Origin of the sequence: Winogradskyella vincentii, from assembly GCF_020166345.1 — a bacterium.
GTDB classification, from domain to species: domain Bacteria; phylum Bacteroidota; class Bacteroidia; order Flavobacteriales; family Flavobacteriaceae; genus Winogradskyella; species Winogradskyella vincentii.
In genome coordinates this window covers 1-17,700 of the sequence record NZ_JAIUJS010000010.1, presented here as the reverse complement: position 1 = coordinate 17,700, position 17,700 = coordinate 1, and the positions used below count along the sequence as shown (strand labels likewise).

The window sequence follows — 17,700 nt, the reverse complement described above, 5'->3', positions numbered from 1 at the left end:
TGTTATTAACTACTGATTATCAGTAGTATAAAAATTATTTTTTTCTGTCAATTACATACTCGACCATTAGCTTTAGGGAAGCTTTGTATGATGAATCAGGATAACTATCCAATAACGTAAGTGCCTCTTCTTGAAAACTTTTCATTTTCTTAATAGCATATTCTAGCCCACCATTTTCTTTTACAAAGACAATAACCTGTTTCACCCTCTTTTTGTCTTTATTGTAATTTTTTACAGAATTGATAAGCCAAGCCTTGTCTTTTTTATTACAATTGTTTAGCACGTGTATTAATGGCAATGTCATTTTTTGCTCTTTAATATCAATTCCCGTTGGTTTACCTATTTTTTCTTCACCATAATCAAAGAGGTCGTCCTTTATTTGAAAAGCCATTCCAATAAGTTCACCAAATTTTCTCATGGTATCAACTTGAGGAGTATTTGGTTTTACAGAGGCGGCTCCCAAACTGCAACAAGCAGCAATCAATGTTGCTGTTTTTTGCCTTATTATATCGTAATAAACCTCCTCTGTGATATCTAGTTGTCTCGCCTTTTCAATCTGTAATAGTTCGCCCTCACTCATTTCCCTAACTGCAACTGAAATAATTTTTAACAGATCAAAATCATTATTATCTATAGAAAGCAATAAGCCTTTTGACAATAAATAATCCCCGATAAGGACAGCAATTTTATTTTTCCATAGTGCATTGATGGAAAAAAAGCCACGTCTTCTGTTACTATCGTCTACAACATCATCATGTACCAATGTAGCTGTGTGTATAAGCTCAATTACTGACGCTCCACGATATGTACGCTCACTAACTTCACCATTATTAAGCATTTTTGCGACAAGGAATACAAACATAGGTCTCATCTGTTTTCCTTTTCTGTTTACAATGTAATGAGTTATTCTATTGAGAAGTGCAACCTTACTTGCCATTGAAAGTTGAAATTTTTGCTCAAAAAGCTCCATTTCATAGGCTATAGGTTGCTTTATTTGTTCTGTGATTTTCATTTAACTAATTGAAAACTTCTTTTTGCCAAATCTAAAATTATACTTTCTGCTAAAACTGTAAAATTACAAATTACCACACGCTTAATCGTTAAAATTATCATTATTAAAGATTTAACTTTTCCTACATTAAATAATTTGTAACTTAGTTTCTATTAATTAATCCTTATAACTTTATGAAAAAAATTACTTTATTATTCACATTGGTCTTTTATGTGAGTCTAATGTTTGGACAAACTGTTCTAACCGAGGATTTTGAATCAGGAACCTCTATTCCTGCAGGTTGGACAAATAATGATATAGCCGGTAATGGCGAAATATGGACAATAGAATCTGGAGGTGAAGCTGTCCTAGCGGGAGCAGGAAATACTTTAGTATACTCAGGCGGTGGAGCAATAGGAAATTATGCGGCTTTTGATAGTGATGCCTATGGCAATAACGGAACAGCAGAAGATGCCGCATTAGAAAGTCCAGTATTCAATTGCTCTGCACTAACATCAGTAACTTTAGCTTATAACCATTTATTTGCGGGAAATTTTGGTGGAAGTGGATTTGTAGAAGTTTTCAATGGTACTTCTTGGGTTGGTGTGGCAAATTATTCAGCAGACAATTATGCAGGTGGAGCTATAAATCTTGATGTAACGACCGAATTAGCAGGTGTTGCAAATGCTCAGGTTCGATTTAGATGGACAGGTAATTGGTCTGTTGCTTGGTATGTTGATAATGTTTCTGTTTTCCAATGTACAGTTAATGCACCTGATCAAGTAACTATGGCAACGACACCTGCAAATGGCGCTAGTGGTGTAGAAATAAATTATGGCACTACCAATAATATTAGTCCTTTTGAATGGATGGCTGCAACCACAGGTGATCCTGCAGATAGTTTTAATCTCTCATTAGGTGAAACACCTTCAGGTGATGATGTTGGAACACTTAATGGATTTGATAGTGGCGGAGGAATTAACTTTACATGGCAACCAAACACAACTTATTACTGGTATGTCACAGCTGTTAATTGTGCTGGCTCAACCCAAGGACCTGTATGGAGTTTTACAACCTCTGCTTGTACGGAAACTTCAGCTCCAGCTGCCACAAGTTCACCAAGTCCTGCTGACATGGCTACAGATGTTTCCGTAAATGTAGATGGAAATAGAGTATATTTTTCTTGGGCGGCAGGTGTGCCAGGTACTGATTATACATTAAATTTAGGTACCGCGAATCCTCCAACACAAGCTTTTGACAATTTTGAAAGTGGGGATCCTATTACAGGATTAGCCTTAGATACAACATACTTTTGGAGTGTAGATTCAGTAAATTGTTTTGGAACAACGGCCGGACCTGTTTGGAGTTTTACAACTAGCACTGCGCTATCTGTAGAAGAAGAAGAAATTGAAGTATTCAGTGTTTCTCCAAATCCAGTAAATGATGTATTAAGCATAAAATCTACAAATGAGATAGATAATGTATTAGTATATGATCTATTAGGTAAACAAGTAGCAAACTTTAACAACAGTGATATAGTTAATAGAAGCGTAAATTTGTCGAGTTTACCTCAAGGATTATATTTAGTTAAAATTACGTCTGGAGATAAATCCCAAACGATTAAAGTTGCTAAAAAATAATAGCAATACATAAAATAAAAAAGCGACTTTAAAAGTCGCTTTTTTTATGTCTTATTCGCTAGCTGGCCGCAAGCCGCATCAATATCTTTTCCTCTACTGCGTCTTACGGTAACTGTAATATTATTTGACTCCAATACTTTCACATACATATCTATTGCTTTTGAGTCTGCCTGCTGAAACTCACCGTCATCGATTGGATTATATTCAATTAAATTGACTTTACTTGGTGCAAACTTGCAAAAGTCAACTAATGCATCTACATCTTTCCTTTTATCATTGATACCATCCCAAACCACATATTCATAGGTGATTCTATTTTTAGTTTTAGAATACCAATACTGTAGTGCCTCTCGAAGATCATGAAGTGGAAAAGTAGCATTAAAAGGCATTATTGAGGTACGCACCTCATCAATTGCAGAATGAAGCGAAACTGCCAGTTTAAATTTAACTTCATCATCCGCCATTTTTTTAATCATTTTTGGTACTCCTGAGGTAGATACAACAATACGTTTTGGGGACATACCTAAACCTTCAGGTGAGGTAATTTTATCAATTGCTTTGAGGACATTATTGTAATTCATTAAAGGCTCTCCCATACCCATGAAAACAATATTACTCAATGGTCTATTAAAGTATAGTCTACTTTCATTATCAATGGCAACAACTTGGTCATAAATTTCATCTGGATTAAGATTGCGCATACGTTTTAACCTTGCCGTTGCACAAAATTTACAATCTAGACTACATCCTACCTGAGAAGACACACATGCTGTAGTACGACTTGGTGTAGGTATTAAAACAGACTCCACTATTAAGTCATCATGAAGGCGCACTGCATTTTTTATAGTCCCATCAGAACTGCGTTGCATCTGATCTACTTTAATATGATTAATAACAAAATTATCTTGAAGCATCTCACGAGTCTTCAAAGAAATATTTGTCATATCCTCAAAATTATGAGCAGACTTTTGCCATAACCATTCATAGACCTGATTGCCACGAAAAGCTTTATCGCCCTGCTTGACAAAAAAATCTCTTAACTGGTCTTTCGTTAACGCACGTATGTCCTTTTTCTTTGTTTCCATTTATAATGCAAAAGTAATTAATTGTAATCTGGTTTTGGCGTAAATAAAAAAAGCCTCTAAAAGAGGCTTTAAATTGAATATTGTATCACTAGATAATTAGCATCGCATCTCCGTAAGAGTAAAATCTATACTTTTCTTTTACCGCTTCATCATATGCCTTTTTTATAAAGTCGTGACCAGCAAATGCAGATACCATCATTAATAAAGTAGATTTTGGTGTATGGAAATTTGTAATCATACTATTTGCTATACTAAAATCATAAGGCGGGAAAATGAATTTATTTGTCCATCCTTCATAAGGATTTAATCTTCCACTTGAAGAAACCGAACTCTCAACTGTTCTCATAGATGTTGTACCAACTGCACACACACGCTTCTTATTCTCTATTCCTCTATTAACAATTGTAGCCGCTCTTTCATCAATAGAAATTTCCTCACTATCCATTTTGTGCTTAGATAAATCCTCAACCTCTACTGGATTAAAAGTACCTAGACCAACATGCAATGTAACCTCAGCCATATCAACACCTTTGATCTCCAATCGCTTTAACAGGTGTTTTGAAAAATGTAATCCTGCTGTTGGCGCTGCTACTGCACCTTCATTTTTAGCAAAAATAGTTTGATAACGTTCCTCATCTTCAGGTTCAACATCTCTCTTAATATATTTTGGTAGAGGTGTTTGACCTAATTCATTAAGTTTTCTTCTAAAATCCATATAAGATCCATCATATAAAAAACGTAATGTTCTACCTCTCGAAGTAGTATTATCTATTACTTCAGCAACTAGACTTTCATCTTCACCAAAATAAAGTTTATTACCTATTCTTATTTTACGTGCAGGATCTACCAATACATCCCATAAACGTTGATCTTGATTTAATTCTCTTAAAAGAAATACTTCTATGCGTGCTCCCGTTTTTTCTTTATTACCAAATAAACGTGCTGGAAATACTTTTGTGTTATTAAGTATCATCACATCGCCTTCATCAAAATAATCAATAATATCTTTGAAAAGCTTATGCTCTATAGTCTGCTTCTCTCTATCAAGTACCATTAGCCTAGATTCATCTCTGTGCTCTGCTGGATGTTCTGCTAATAATTCTTCGGGAAGGTCAAAATTGAAGTGTGATAATTTCATAAATTAAGTCTAGTTTTTTTGAAGTTGCAAATATACAATCTCAACATAGGCCTTGTCAAGTAATTAGCTACTTATTTTAAATTAAAACCTAGAGTCTTTAGATCTTCCCAAAATTGAGGGTAGGACTTGCTAACAACATCAGCATCTTTAACCTTTAGAGAAGTTTTCAGGCCTAACGGCGCAAAGGCCATCGCCATCCTATGATCATTGTAGGTAGCAATTTCAACATCACTGAAAATTTTAGTTGATGGTTTTAAATGCAACGTTGCATCCGTAATTACTACTTCAGCTCCCAATTTTTCAAGCTCAACCTTGAGAGCTACTAAACGATCTGTTTCCTTAATTTTAAGGGTATGAAGACCAGATAAGGAACACTCTAACCCAAGTCCGAATGCCGTAACTGAAATAGTTTGTGCAATATCTGGCGCATTACTCAGATCTAACTCAATTTTTGTGTTGATTGAGACATTAGTTACTTTTTTTATAAAAACTGTATTGTTATCGAATTGTGTTTCTACTCCAAATTGACCATAAATTTGAGACAAAACTGAGTCACCTTGTAATGAATTTACCTTGTATGCCGACAATGAAACTTGCGTCCCAATTTCACTCATGGCAATAATACTATAAAAATATGAAGCTGATGACCAATCGGATTCTACGGTGATATTATCAACTTTAGGTGGAGATGTAAACGGTTTTACTAAAATTTGATTTCCTTCAAACTCTGTGTCAATACCAATTTCATTTAACAACGCAAGTGTCATTTTAATATATGGCACGGAAGTGATTTTACCATCTAAGGTTAACTCTAATCCATTCTCCAGTCTTGAGGCAATTAACAACAAGGCAGAAATATATTGGCTACTCACATTAGCATTAAGACTCACTTTAGTTTTAGAAAGGTTTTTTCCATTGATTTTTAAAGGAGGGTATCCTTCGTTTTCTAGGTAATTAATATCAGCACCAAGTGATTTTAAGGCATCTACAAGTATTCTGATAGGCCTTTCTTTCATACGTGAAGAACCCGTTAATATTGTCTCTCTACCTACACGTGTTGAAAAATATGCTGTTAAAAAACGCATCGCCGTGCCTGCATGGTGAATATCAACAACCTCATCGTTTGATTGCAAAGCTTTCTGCATTAATACTGAGTCGTCAGAATTAGAAAGGTTTGAAATTGAAATTTCTGGATACAATGCTTGTAGTAATAACAAACGATTAGACTCACTTTTAGAACCTGTAATGGCAATTGAAGATTGTCTGCTTATTGATGATTTTAAAATTTGAATATCCATAAAAAAGATTCCCGCGTTTTGCGGGAATAAAATTACTTTAATTTATCATTATTATGGTGCCTATCGTGATCTCGTTTTGCTTTTTTGTCCATTTTTCTATCAAAAGCTTCTTGCAAGTCTATTCCTGTTTGATTGGCCAAGCATAAAACTACAAAAACAACATCAGCAAGCTCTTCTCCTAAGTCCTTGTCTTTATCACTTTCTTTCTCACTTTGTTCACCATATCGCCTAGCAATTATACGTGCTACTTCACCAACTTCCTCCGTCAGTTGGGCCATATTAGTAAGCTCGTTAAAATATCTTACTCCGTGTTCCTTAATCCAATTATCAACTTCTAATTGGGCGTTCTGAATATTCATATTTTATTCTCTATTTTTTGAATCAATAATTATTGTAACAGGTCCATCATTTACAAGATGTACTTTCATATCTGCTCCAAACTCTCCGGTTTGAATTGGCTTATCTATATCTGCATTTAATCTTTCGACAAACTTTTCATACAAAGGTATGGCAATATCTGGTTTGGCGGCCTTTATATAACTTGGTCTATTACCCTTTTTTGTACTAGCGTGTAATGTAAACTGACTAACCACAATAATATCGCCATCAGCATCTAAAATAGAGGTATTCATAACACCCTTTTCATCTGGAAAAATCCTAAGATTCACTATTTTTTTACACAACCAATCAATATCCTCAGCACTATCCTCATTTACAACACCTAACAAAACCAATAATCCATTACCAATTGAAGCAACCTCTTCGTTTTGTATTATAACAGAAGCTTCTGAAACTCTTTGAACAACTACCCTCATAAGTTATCCCAATTATCAGTTCTGTAATTCTCTTCTTCTCCTTCTAAAATCTGAAGATAACTCCTATATCGAGAATACGACACTTCATCGTTTTCCAATGCTTCTTTCACTGCACATTTTGGCTCTTTTAAATGCAAACAGTTATTGAATTTACAGTCTTGTTTGAATGCAAAAAATTCAGGGAAATAATCTCCGACTTCCTCTGGATCCATATCGACCACACCAAATCCTTTAATTCCAGGAGTGTCAATAATCTTAGCATCAAAACTAAGGTCGAACATTTCCGCAAATGTAGTTGTGTGTTGGCCTTGCATGTGCTGCTCTGATATTTCCTTCGTTTTTAAATCTAAAGAGGGTTCAATCGCATTTACTAGAGTTGATTTTCCAACACCGGAATGACCACTAAACATACTCACTTTATTAACCATCAGGGCTTTGACCTTATCCACATTCTCTCCTGTTGTTGCAGAAATACCAATACACTCGTAACCAATTTTACGGTATAAAGACGCTAAATATTTGACTTCCAATAGCTCTTCCTCATCATAAGTATCAATTTTATTGAATAATAGAATAGTTTTCACCGAATAAGCTTCTGCTGTAACCAAAAAACGATCGATAAAACTTGTAAATGTCTGAGGATTATTAAGTGTTATTAAGAGAAAGACCTGATCTATGTTTGAGGCAATTATATGGGTTTGTTTAGAAAGATTAACCGATTTACGAATAATATAGTTCTTTCTTTCTTCTATCCGATTAATTACTCCTGTATCTTCATTATTTTTAGTCTCTAACTCAAATTGTACAATATCGCCAACCGCAATTGGGTTTGTACTTTTAATTTCGGCAATTCTAAAACGGCCTTTTATTCTGCATTGGTAAAACTTACCATTTCTGGTTTTAACTGTATACCAGCTTCCCGTAGATTTATAAACCGTTCCGACCATTGTTATTATTAATCATAACAAAGAAACAACAATTACAGAAAAAAGTCTTTAATTTTAAGCTTAAACTAAATTAGGTATTATGAAACAAAAAAATTTAATTATTGGCTTACTCCTGGCTGGATTCATTTCATTTTCGTTTATCAACAATGAAAAATCTTATGCTGAAGTTGAGTATAAAGTTGTGACAAGTGTTGAATCTATTGTACCAAATGGTTTAGGTAGGTCAAGATTAATTTCGTCTGATGTTGCTAGAGATTATAGCGAATTCACTTCTGAACGTTCTAGCGATAAGGACGAAGATGGCAGAAATAAGTCTAAGCGCAGTGAAATTCGCGTTAAGGATTTTGAAGAAACAAAGCTATTGAACTTTTTTAACCTTGGCGGAATTAGATTTCAAAACATTGTGGCTAATGACGCAGTAATAAGTTCAAAACTCGTTGCTATGGCCAAAGAAGGTTGGGAACTTGCATTTGTTACAAGTAGTTCAGAAAGCGATGCAGGTAAAGGTGATGGACAGGGAATATTTGTTACTCGATATATATTTAAGCGTGTTACCCAATAACATTAAAAAGGCTCGCAAATGCGAGCCTTTTATTTTAGGATTATTAATGATTAATAATATCTTCTTGATGGTTAATCGATTCTTGGTGAATTGCTTTAAACATTCGTAAAACAAATTCTTCACTTAGATTCTTTTCTTCACCTTCTAAAATCATTTTACCTAAAATTTCATTCCAGCGCTTAGATTGTAAAACTGCAACATTGTGATCCTTTTTCAATTGACCAATATCATCAGCTACGTTCATTCTTTTCCCTAACATTTCTATTAATTGATGGTCAATAACGTCAATCTTTGTTCTAAGCGTGTTAATTTTGTTGTTAAAAACAGCATCATCATCAGTTTCTTTTCTTATCCTTAAATCTTCGGTGTATTTAATAAGCGCTTCAGGTGTAATTTGCTGTGCAGCATCACTCCAGGCATTATCAGGATCGTGATGGGTCTCTATCATTAATCCATCATAATTTAAATCTAATGCCGTCTGACTCAAATCAAATATTATATCCCGTCTACCTGCAATATGTGATGGATCTAGAATTAATGGTAAATCAGGAAAACGGTTTTGTAAATCTACCGCGATTTGCCACTCTGGATTGTTTCTATAACGTGTTTTTTCGTAAGTAGAAAACCCTCTATGAATAACACCAAGTTTTTTTACATCTGACTTATAAAAACGCTCTACTGCTCCCAACCACAAAGATAAATCTGGGTTTACTGGGTTTTTAATTAAAACAGGCTTATCTGTTCCTCTTAATGCTTCTGCAATCTCTTGAACTATGAAAGGACTTACAGTGGTTCTAGCTCCAATCCACAGAATATCTACATCATGATTTAATGCGAGCTCCACATGGTTTGGATTAGCAACCTCAGTTGTAATCATCATTCCAGTTTCCTGCTTAGCTTTTTGAAGCCACTTTAATCCTAAGGCACCAACACCTTCAAAATTTCCTGGACGCGTTCTTGGTTTCCAAATTCCTGCTCTATATACGGTAGCATCACTATCCTTTAATTGATGAGCAATGTTTAATACTTGTTCTTCTGTTTCCGCACTACATGGTCCTGCTATAACTAGTGGATGATCTAAGTTAAAAGCGTCTAACCAATTCCTTAATTCTTTCTTGTTTTCCATTTTGTTGTTAATCTCTTCTTCTAGATTTTATTTTATTCCGTTTAATATGTGTTTTATGTGGTTTGTTTCTTCCATTTCTTTATATACTGCCTCAAAGTCTTCATCTTCCATTAGCTTTTTAAAATGCTTCAAATTTGAAATATATTCATCTAAGGTTTCAATTACATTGGTTTTGTTCTGCTCAAAAATTGGAGTCCACATAGCTGGTGAACTTTTTGCCAATCGCACAGTACTTTCAAATCCACTGCCTGCCATATCAAAAATATCTCTTTCGTTCTTCTCCTTTTCTATTACTGTTTTACCTAGCATAAAAGAACTTATATGAGATAAATGTGATACATATGCAATATGCTTATCATGTGCTTTAGGATTCATATAGCGAATTCTCATGCCTAAATCTGAAAACAAATTCAGGGCTTTTTCCTGTAACTTAAACGCTGTGTCCTCTACTTCGCAAATGATATTTGTTTTATTTTTATATAGTCCTTTAATAGCAGCCTTAGGTCCAGAAAACTCGGTACCAGCTATTGGATGTGCCGCTAAATAATTTCTGCGTTTAGGGTGATTCTTTACCTCTAAACATATATCCTCTTTTGTAGAACCGGCATCAAAAACAATAGTTTCATCTGAAATATTATCTAATACCTCTGGTAATACTTTCAAAGTAGCATCAACTGGAATTGCTAACACCACCATTTCCGCATTGTTCAATTCTGTAATGGTAGCTTTTTTATCTATTACGCCTAATTCTAATGCCTGTTGAATATGATCTTCATTATTGTCTATACCATAAACAGTACAATTTGGGTACAGCGCCTTAATATCTAAAGCAAAACTTCCTCCAATTAACCCAACTCCTATGACATAAACATTATTCATAATCTTTACACTCTTGCAATTGCTTCTTTAATTATTTCGTCTGAGGCACATAATGAAAATCTAATATATCCTTCTCCATTACTACCGAAGACCGTACCTGGTGTAATAAACACAGAATGTTCCTTTAAGATTAAATCTGTGAATTCTTCAGATTTAACATGTGGTGGCAATTTTGCCCAAACAAACATTCCCGCTGAATCCTCATCGTAAGTGCAGTTTAATTCGGTTGCCAATTTCCAGATTAACTCTCTTCTTTGTTGGTACACACTATTTAAACTTACATACCAAAGATCAGAGCATTTGAGTGCTTCAATCGCTCCTTTTTGTACACCATAGAACATCCCAGAATCCATATTGCTTTTAACCTTAAGTACAGCTTGAACAAAATCGTAATTCCCAACTAACATGCCGACTCTCCATCCTGCCATATTAAAGGTTTTGCTCAATGAATTTAATTCTAAACAAACATCCTTGGCATTACGATAACGCATTATACTTATTGGTTTATCATTAAGTACAAAACTGTATGGATTATCATTAACAATTAATATATCATGACGCTTCCCAAAGGCAATTACCTCATCATAAAACTTATTTGTTGCCTTAGCACCAGTTGGCATATGTGGATAGCTGATCCACATAATTTTAACGTTACTTAAGTCTAAACGCTCTAATGCAATAAAATCTGGTAGCCAGTGATTTTCTTCAATTAAATCGTAATAAACTGGCTTTGCTTGTAATAATTTGGTAACTGCTGCATATGTTGGATACCCAGGATTTGGAATTAACACTTCATCGCCAGGATTTAAGAATGCCATTGAGATGTGCATTATACCTTCCTTACTTCCTAAAAGAGGGAGTACCTCTGTTTGTGCACTAAGATTAACTTTATACCTACTTCTATAAAAATTTGCAATTTCAGTTCTTAACTCTGGTAAGCCTTGATAGCTCTGGTATTTATGAGCTCCTTCATCTAACAAACTATCTTGAAGCACCATGGTAGCTTTATGAGGTGGTTCTAAATCAGGACTACCTATACCTAAGTTAATAATTGGTTTGCCCTGGGACTTTAAAAATGCAACTTCTCTTAATTTTTTTGAGAAATAGTATTCTTCTACATTCTTTAATCGATCTGCTACTTCAATCATAGTCTTGCATTTTTATATTCGCCCAAAATTTTAAAATCATCAGCCATTAATGCGATTATTGATTTTGCTTTTTCATAATCTTTATATTCCTCAAAGGTGACATCTACAAAAAAGGCATATTTCCATGGTGTATCTATTTTTGGTAAAGATTGAATTTTGGTTAAATTCAGTTTGCAATCGCTCATTACATTTAGCATGGTGGCTAAACTACCGCGCTTATGGTCTAAAATAAATTTCAAAGAAGCCTTATTGAGCATCTTTTCGTTTACTTCTGGATGTTCACGTTTAACAATTACAAACCTTGTCTCATTATGCTTTATGGTTTGAATACTTTCTGCCAAGACATTTAGACCAAACATTAAGGCGGCATTCTTACTAGCAATAGCCGCAATACCAAATATCTTATCCTCTGAGATTTGTTTGGCAACATCCGCAGTATCCTTTGCCTCAACTAATTTTATATGTGGGTGCTTTTTTAAAAACACTTTGCATTGCAAAAGCGCCATTGGATGAGAGTGAACCTCTTTAATATCATTAATCGATTGTCCATCTAAGGCCATTAAACTATGCTGAATATCTAAAAAATATTCTCCTACAATTTTAAGATCGTGCTTATCTATTAAAGCATAGTTGGGCAATATGGATCCTGCAATAGAATTTTCTAATGCCATAACAATATCATCCGCCTTACCATTTAATAAACTATCCACAGCACTATCAAAAGACATACATTCAATAACATTATTGCTACCATTAAAATAATGCTGAACCACTTCGTGATGAAATGACCCTCTAATTCCTTGTATTGCTATTGGTTTGCTCATAATAAAAAAGTCTCGACCAAATCGAGACTTTCATAATTATATTTTTAATAAAACATACTAAGCCTCGTTCCTTTTGCTAAAAAAGAAATAAAACCAGCTATAATATGTTTTAAATGTATTCATTGTTATAATTCTGATGCTAAAGTAATTAATATTTTTACAAATAAAAATAAGAGTCATTTTTTTTGAATATTAATACCAAGATTTAAAGAATTGTCAATATTTAGGCTACAATATTATAGAATACCTATTTTTGAAAAAATAAACTGAAAAATGTCTATTGAAGTAATTAATATATCCAAGTATTACAAAGAGCAAAAAGCACTTAACAATGTCTCCTTTAAAGTTAAAGATGCTGAAATCGTTGGATTTTTAGGACCAAATGGTGCTGGAAAATCGACTATGATGAAGATCTTAACTACCTATATTAATGCAAATGAAGGCAGTGCGATGGTAAATGGTCATGATGTTAGTATTGACAAGAAAAACGTGCAGCAAAGTGTTGGATATTTACCAGAGCACAATCCATTATATACAGATTTGTATGTTAAAGAATACTTAGATTTTAATGCTAATGTATACGGTACGCCAAAATCGAGAATAAATGAAGTGATTGAACTCACAGGGTTAACACCAGAAGCTCATAAAAAAATTGGGCAGCTTTCTAAAGGTTATCGCCAACGCGTTGGATTGGCCAATGCCTTATTGCATAACCCAGATGTTTTAATACTCGATGAACCGACCACAGGATTAGACCCTAATCAGCTCGTTGAAATCAGAAATTTAATTAAGTCTATCGGCAAGGAGAAAACCGTATTTCTCTCTACACATATTATGCAAGAGGTTGAAGCAATGTGCGATAGGGTGATAATTATTAATAAAGGAGAAGTTGTTGCAGATAAATATCTCAAAGAGTTGAGGGACGGACAAGAACAAATTGTTATTGTTGAGTTTGATTATAGGGTTGAAGAAGCTTTTCTATTGAAATTACCAAAGGTAAAATCAGTAAAAAACCCAAACGGTTTTATTTATGAAATTACTTTTTCTACAGAGGAAGACATGAGATCACATGTTTTCGATTTTGCTCATGATAATGATCTTAAGATTTTACAGTTAAATCAAAAAAATGCGAGTTTAGAAAGTCTCTTTAGGGAGCTGACTAATTAAAAATTAAATCTCCAGTATAAATAATTTCAACATCGACCAAAGGAGGCTCATTAACAGATATTACATTTCCTGTCCCTCGAATTAGACCAGTTAAAGATTGTTGTGGATTGACAACAATATCATTACTCCCTCTATGATTAATTTGTACATCTTGCGCGATTAGATCCTCGCCTTCAAAGCGTCCAGAACCTGCTGGATAAATTATTGTCAACTTATTTACTTCACCTGATATATATTGAAATGAAATATTGTTCACAAGAATTCTAAGTTCTTCACTATTAACCTGTAATCTAAAATCACCATTTGTAAATGAGTCTGGAGCAAAAAAATCATCAGAATACAATTCCAAATTATCATAATTCAAAACACCATCAGATAGAATATCGTATTGTGTTGAACTCCTAACCTCAGTTAAATTTGGTGCTTCCACAAAAACTTTTGTAATACCAAAATCTCTAACATAATTACAGGTATTATTATCTGTCAAAACCAATCTATCTCCAATAACCTCAACCTCAACATCGTTAATTAAGTTTTCACCTGTTTCTACTGTTACCTTAAAATCGGGCGCTTCCTTAATGACTAATTCTATATCTCTATTTACTAATATTCGATCGAAACTGGCTACATCAATTTCCACCTGTATAATGTCACCCGAAGTTTGAAAACAATCATTAGCATCTTCGCTATTACAAGCGAATACTAATAGACTTAATATGTAAACTATTTTTTTCATAATCTAACACCTATACCCAATTCTACAGCTTCAGCCTTCGCACCATGTGATTTTAATGTTATCGCTCCAAAAAACTTATTTCCAAAATATCTTTTCAAACCTATTCTAATATAGGTTCGGCCTTCAAAATCAAATGGATAATATACATAATAACCAAGTTGTGTTTCAATTGACATTCTGTTTATAAATAACTCATGTCCGACAAAAAGCCCAACTCTTTTATAATCCTCATCTCCACTTACATTTTCTTCTGGAAATGACACAGATTGATAATAAATTAATTCTTTAAGAAAATTTGAGAAAAATGCATCTACCCCAAACTGAACAGCACTTGTATGACTTAATCGTTTATCTGCATAAGCTGACAAAATATAAAACGGAAATTGCCCACTTCCTATTATATCACTTTGGTTAATCCCAGATCTAAAGGCTAGATTATATCTAATTGGTTCTGTAAATTTTTCCTCATCCAAATTCTCTATGTATTCCTTTTCATTTTCGGCCAAATTATACGTTACACCTACATTGAATGCAATGGTATTTATACTTGTATTTGGTGCTTTTACATTAGCATTAGAATAGTGTATTAATGATAAACCTCCTTGTACCCCAAAGTGCTTGAATAGGTTTTCCTTTTTATAATTAACCATTAAGTAAGTTGAACTTAAAAGTCTTGTGCCAAAGGCTATATTTTTGGGATTGTCAATTTTATCATAGGGATTGGTTGTATAAGCCAATCCTTGTGCAATTCTTAGGGTAAGGTTTCGCTTAAAAAAATAAAAATTATAATGTGCATATAACCCAAAGTTATTACCCAATCTGTCATCAACTAAATCCTGATAAATGAATGACGTACCGTAATCAGGGTAATTAAATCGCTGTTCCCACGCTTCTTCTCCATATGTCTTTTTATTCCAACTAAGGATAAAACCTTGTGGTCTGCCGGATATCAAATGAAGTATATCGGTATTATGAAGCGCAATATTGCCTGAAAAATAATTTAAATCAAAATATGTATTAGAAGTCTTGTCTGCTTGAGAAAAACCAAAAAAACAATATAATATAAAAAGGTAGCTAAGCCTTTGCCTCATAAACTTGTTATTGACCGTAAAAATAATTGTTTTTATTTAAGAGTATCTTAAGCAATTAAGGTTTTCTGTTTACATTTTAATATGTATTTTTGCCCTTCAAAATTAGAGGAATGATTTGACTGATTGCAACCTCTGGAAAAAATGCTAAAGACAGTGTAAACTTTCCGAACAATTACGTCAAATCAACACATAAGAATTTATATATGGCGTATTTATTTACATCAGAGAGTGTATCAGAAGGACATCCAGATAAGGTCGCAGATCAAATCAGTGATGCTTTAATTGACAATTTTTTAGCTTTCGATCCAGAATCTAAAGTAGCTTGCGAAACCTTAGTTACAACAGGGCAAGTTGTATTGGCAGGTGAAGTTAAATCTAACACCTATTTAGATGTTCAGAAAATTGCTAGAGATACCATTAATAAAATCGGTTACACTAAAGGAGAATACATGTTCGACGGAAATTCTTGTGGTGTCATATCTGCAATCCATGAACAATCAGAAGATATTAATCGAGGTGTAGACAGAGGGGCAAAAGAAGAACAAGGTGCTGGTGACCAAGGAATGATGTTTGGTTATGCAACGAATGAAACGGACAATTACATGCCTTTGGCTCTTCATATTTCTCACTTAATATTAAAGGAATTAGCAGAGCTGAGACGAGAAAACAAGGAGATTACATATTTAAGACCAGATTCTAAAAGTCAAGTTACTATAGAATATAGTGATGATAATACACCTCAACGCATTGAAGCTATTGTTATATCAACGCAACACGATGATTTTGACAATGAAGAGGCCATGCTTTCTAAAATTAGAAAGGATATGGTGGATATATTAATCCCAAGAGTTGTTGAAAAATTGCCAGAACATATTAAACCCTTATTTACTGAGGACATTAAATATCACATTAATCCTACTGGTAAATTTGTAATTGGCGGTCCACATGGTGATACAGGATTAACGGGTAGAAAAATTATTGTGGACACCTATGGTGGCAAAGGCGCTCATGGTGGTGGTGCTTTTTCCGGTAAAGATCCAAGTAAGGTTGATCGAAGTGCCGCTTATGCTACTAGGCATATTGCTAAAAATTTGGTAGCATCTGGTTTATGTGAAGAAGTTTTAGTACAAGTATCCTATGCTATTGGTGTAGTTGAACCAATGGGAATTTTTATTGAAACTTACGGTACTTGCCCTTTAAATTTAACTGATGGTGAGATTGCAGAAAAAGTTGCTACGCTTTTTGACATGCGACCAGCAGCAATAGAAAAGCGACTTAAATTACGCCAGCCAATGTACAGTGAAACTGCAGCATATGGTCATATGGGAAGGGAAAACGTTACAGTTAGCAAGACTTTCGAACAACCAAATGGAGAATCCGTAACAATGGATGTAGAGTTATTTACATGGGAAAAACTAGACTATGTAGACAAGGTAAAGGACGCCTTCGGGCTGTAATTTTTAAAAATAAACAAGATAGCCCTCAACAAAATATTTTTGTTGAGGGCTTTTTTTTGGGATAGATACAATTCTAAGTAGGTAGGAGTTTTTGTTGTTCAGCTGTTATATATCAAAGAACATAAACTTAATCAATACAAACTATCATGAAAAACTTTACAAAGTCCCCAAATCTTTTCTTAGTACTGTTGTTTTCACTTCTTACCATTACGTCTTGTCAAAAAGATGATGGCCCATCAATGAATGATGGTGAACAACAGGAAAACGTACCAGATAATTTTTCGGAATACTTCGGAAACGATGTCTCCAAAAACTTCTTGGGAACCGTTATAGACGATGACAAAGATCCTATTGAAGGTGTTACAATTACCATAGGTAACGAGACCGCAACAACAGACAGCAACGGTGTATTTATTATTAATAATGCCACAGTTAAAGAGCGTTTTGGCTATATAAAAGCCCTGAAGGAAGGCTATATCCACGGCTCACGTGCCGTGGTACCATCTAATGGAACCAACAAAGTAACCATTATGTTGTTAGAGGCTAGTATTACTGGCACCATATCTAGTGGCAATGCGGAAACTGTAACATCAGATGATGGCAGTTCTGTTAGCTTTGACGGTAACTTCGTAAAAGAAGACGGTACAGAATATACAGGTTCTGTAGATGTAATTATGCATCACCTAGATCCAGCAGACGAAGATATGCCTATGCAAATGCCAGGTATGCTTTATGCACAAAATGAAGCTGGTGCAGAACGTATGCTGCAAACTTTGGGAATGCTAGCCGTTGAACT

At 34.2% G+C, this 17,700-nt stretch carries 18 protein-coding genes; 5 read left to right on the top strand and 13 right to left on the bottom strand.

Annotated elements, in window-relative coordinates:
• Window positions 1–34: 34 nt before the first annotated feature.
• Window positions 35–1,012: a polyprenyl synthetase family protein gene (locus LBV24_RS13800; protein WP_224479249.1), complete on the bottom strand. Its 978-nt coding sequence runs from the start codon at window positions 1,010–1,012 to the stop codon at window positions 35–37.
• 173 nt (window positions 1,013–1,185) lie between these two features.
• Here LBV24_RS13800 and LBV24_RS13795 point away from each other — a divergent pair, with 173 nt between their 5' ends.
• On the top strand, window positions 1,186–2,631 hold the full coding sequence (locus LBV24_RS13795; protein ID WP_224479248.1) for a T9SS type A sorting domain-containing protein: 1,446 nt from the start codon (window positions 1,186–1,188) through the stop codon (window positions 2,629–2,631).
• 44 nt (window positions 2,632–2,675) lie between these two features.
• Here LBV24_RS13795 and rlmN read toward each other — a convergent pair whose 3' ends face one another.
• From rlmN to rsgA, 6 genes are all read right to left on the bottom strand, one after another.
• Window positions 2,676–3,716, bottom strand: coding sequence for a 23S rRNA (adenine(2503)-C(2))-methyltransferase RlmN (gene rlmN / locus LBV24_RS13790; RefSeq protein WP_224479247.1), 1,041 nt, complete (start codon window positions 3,714–3,716; stop codon window positions 2,676–2,678).
• Window positions 3,717–3,804: 88 nt separating this feature from the next.
• Window positions 3,805–4,854: a tRNA preQ1(34) S-adenosylmethionine ribosyltransferase-isomerase QueA gene (gene queA / locus LBV24_RS13785; RefSeq protein WP_224479246.1), complete on the bottom strand. Its 1,050-nt coding sequence runs from the start codon at window positions 4,852–4,854 to the stop codon at window positions 3,805–3,807.
• Between the two features lie 71 nt (window positions 4,855–4,925).
• Window positions 4,926–6,152: a 3-phosphoshikimate 1-carboxyvinyltransferase gene (locus LBV24_RS13780; RefSeq protein WP_224479245.1), complete on the bottom strand. Its 1,227-nt coding sequence runs from the start codon at window positions 6,150–6,152 to the stop codon at window positions 4,926–4,928.
• Window positions 6,153–6,184: 32 nt separating this feature from the next.
• On the bottom strand, window positions 6,185–6,511 hold the full coding sequence (locus LBV24_RS13775) for a nucleotide pyrophosphohydrolase (RefSeq protein WP_224479244.1): 327 nt from the start codon (window positions 6,509–6,511) through the stop codon (window positions 6,185–6,187).
• 3 nt (window positions 6,512–6,514) lie between these two features.
• Window positions 6,515–6,967, bottom strand: coding sequence for a D-aminoacyl-tRNA deacylase (gene dtd, locus LBV24_RS13770; protein ID WP_224479243.1), 453 nt, complete (start codon window positions 6,965–6,967; stop codon window positions 6,515–6,517).
• The gene (rsgA, locus tag LBV24_RS13765) at window positions 6,964–7,914 is read right to left on the bottom strand and encodes a ribosome small subunit-dependent GTPase A (RefSeq protein ID WP_224479242.1); all 951 of its coding nucleotides are present in this window, start codon (window positions 7,912–7,914) and stop codon (window positions 6,964–6,966) included. The genes dtd and rsgA overlap by 4 nt, the downstream gene beginning before the upstream one ends.
• Window positions 7,915–7,993: 79 nt before the next feature.
• On the opposite strand from rsgA, the gene LBV24_RS13760 reads away from it, so the two are divergent.
• Entirely contained in the window at window positions 7,994–8,476 is a 483-nt protein-coding gene (locus tag LBV24_RS13760; RefSeq protein ID WP_224479241.1) for a hypothetical protein, read from the top strand.
• A 43-nt stretch (window positions 8,477–8,519) separates the two neighbouring features.
• Here the strand turns inward: LBV24_RS13760 and LBV24_RS13755 are convergent, their stop codons facing one another.
• Genes LBV24_RS13755 through LBV24_RS13740 form a run of 4 tightly spaced genes read right to left on the bottom strand, consistent with a single transcriptional unit; the run spans window position 8,520 to window position 12,453 of the window.
• Window positions 8,520–9,602 (bottom strand): bifunctional 3-deoxy-7-phosphoheptulonate synthase/chorismate mutase type II, encoded by a 1,083-nt coding sequence (locus LBV24_RS13755; protein WP_224479240.1) that lies wholly within the window; start codon window positions 9,600–9,602, stop codon window positions 8,520–8,522.
• Window positions 9,603–9,629: 27 nt separating this feature from the next.
• Entirely contained in the window at window positions 9,630–10,481 is an 852-nt protein-coding gene (locus LBV24_RS13750) for a prephenate dehydrogenase (RefSeq protein WP_224479239.1), read from the bottom strand.
• Window positions 10,482–10,486: 5 nt separating this feature from the next.
• Complete coding sequence (locus LBV24_RS13745) at window positions 10,487–11,629, bottom strand: pyridoxal phosphate-dependent aminotransferase (protein ID WP_224479238.1); 1,143 nt, start codon at window positions 11,627–11,629, stop codon at window positions 10,487–10,489.
• Window positions 11,626–12,453 carry a prephenate dehydratase gene (locus LBV24_RS13740; RefSeq protein WP_224479237.1) on the bottom strand — a complete coding sequence of 276 codons (828 nt, stop codon included), beginning with the start codon at window positions 12,451–12,453 and terminating at the stop codon, window positions 11,626–11,628. The genes LBV24_RS13745 and LBV24_RS13740 overlap by 4 nt, the downstream gene beginning before the upstream one ends.
• A gap of 273 nt (window positions 12,454–12,726) precedes the next feature.
• Here LBV24_RS13740 and gldA point away from each other — a divergent pair, with 273 nt between their 5' ends.
• On the top strand, window positions 12,727–13,620 hold the full coding sequence (gldA, locus tag LBV24_RS13735) for a gliding motility-associated ABC transporter ATP-binding subunit GldA (protein WP_224479236.1): 894 nt from the start codon (window positions 12,727–12,729) through the stop codon (window positions 13,618–13,620).
• Here the strand turns inward: gldA and LBV24_RS13730 are convergent.
• Both LBV24_RS13730 and LBV24_RS13725 read right to left on the bottom strand, forming a co-directional pair.
• A complete protein-coding gene (locus LBV24_RS13730; protein ID WP_224479235.1) occupies window positions 13,613–14,356 on the bottom strand; it encodes a head GIN domain-containing protein in 744 nt (247 codons plus the stop codon). The genes gldA and LBV24_RS13730 overlap by 8 nt on opposite strands.
• Entirely contained in the window at window positions 14,353–15,447 is a 1,095-nt protein-coding gene (locus LBV24_RS13725; RefSeq protein ID WP_224479234.1) for an acyloxyacyl hydrolase, read from the bottom strand. The genes LBV24_RS13730 and LBV24_RS13725 overlap by 4 nt, the downstream gene beginning before the upstream one ends.
• Window positions 15,448–15,650: 203 nt before the next feature.
• Between LBV24_RS13725 and metK the strand changes: the two genes are divergently transcribed.
• Window positions 15,651–16,904, top strand: a complete 1,254-nt coding sequence (gene metK / locus LBV24_RS13720; protein WP_224479233.1) for a methionine adenosyltransferase — start codon at window positions 15,651–15,653, stop codon at window positions 16,902–16,904.
• 146 nt (window positions 16,905–17,050) lie between these two features.
• The coding region (locus LBV24_RS13715; RefSeq protein WP_224479232.1) for a carboxypeptidase-like regulatory domain-containing protein at window positions 17,051–17,700 on the top strand (650 nt) is incomplete at its 3' end.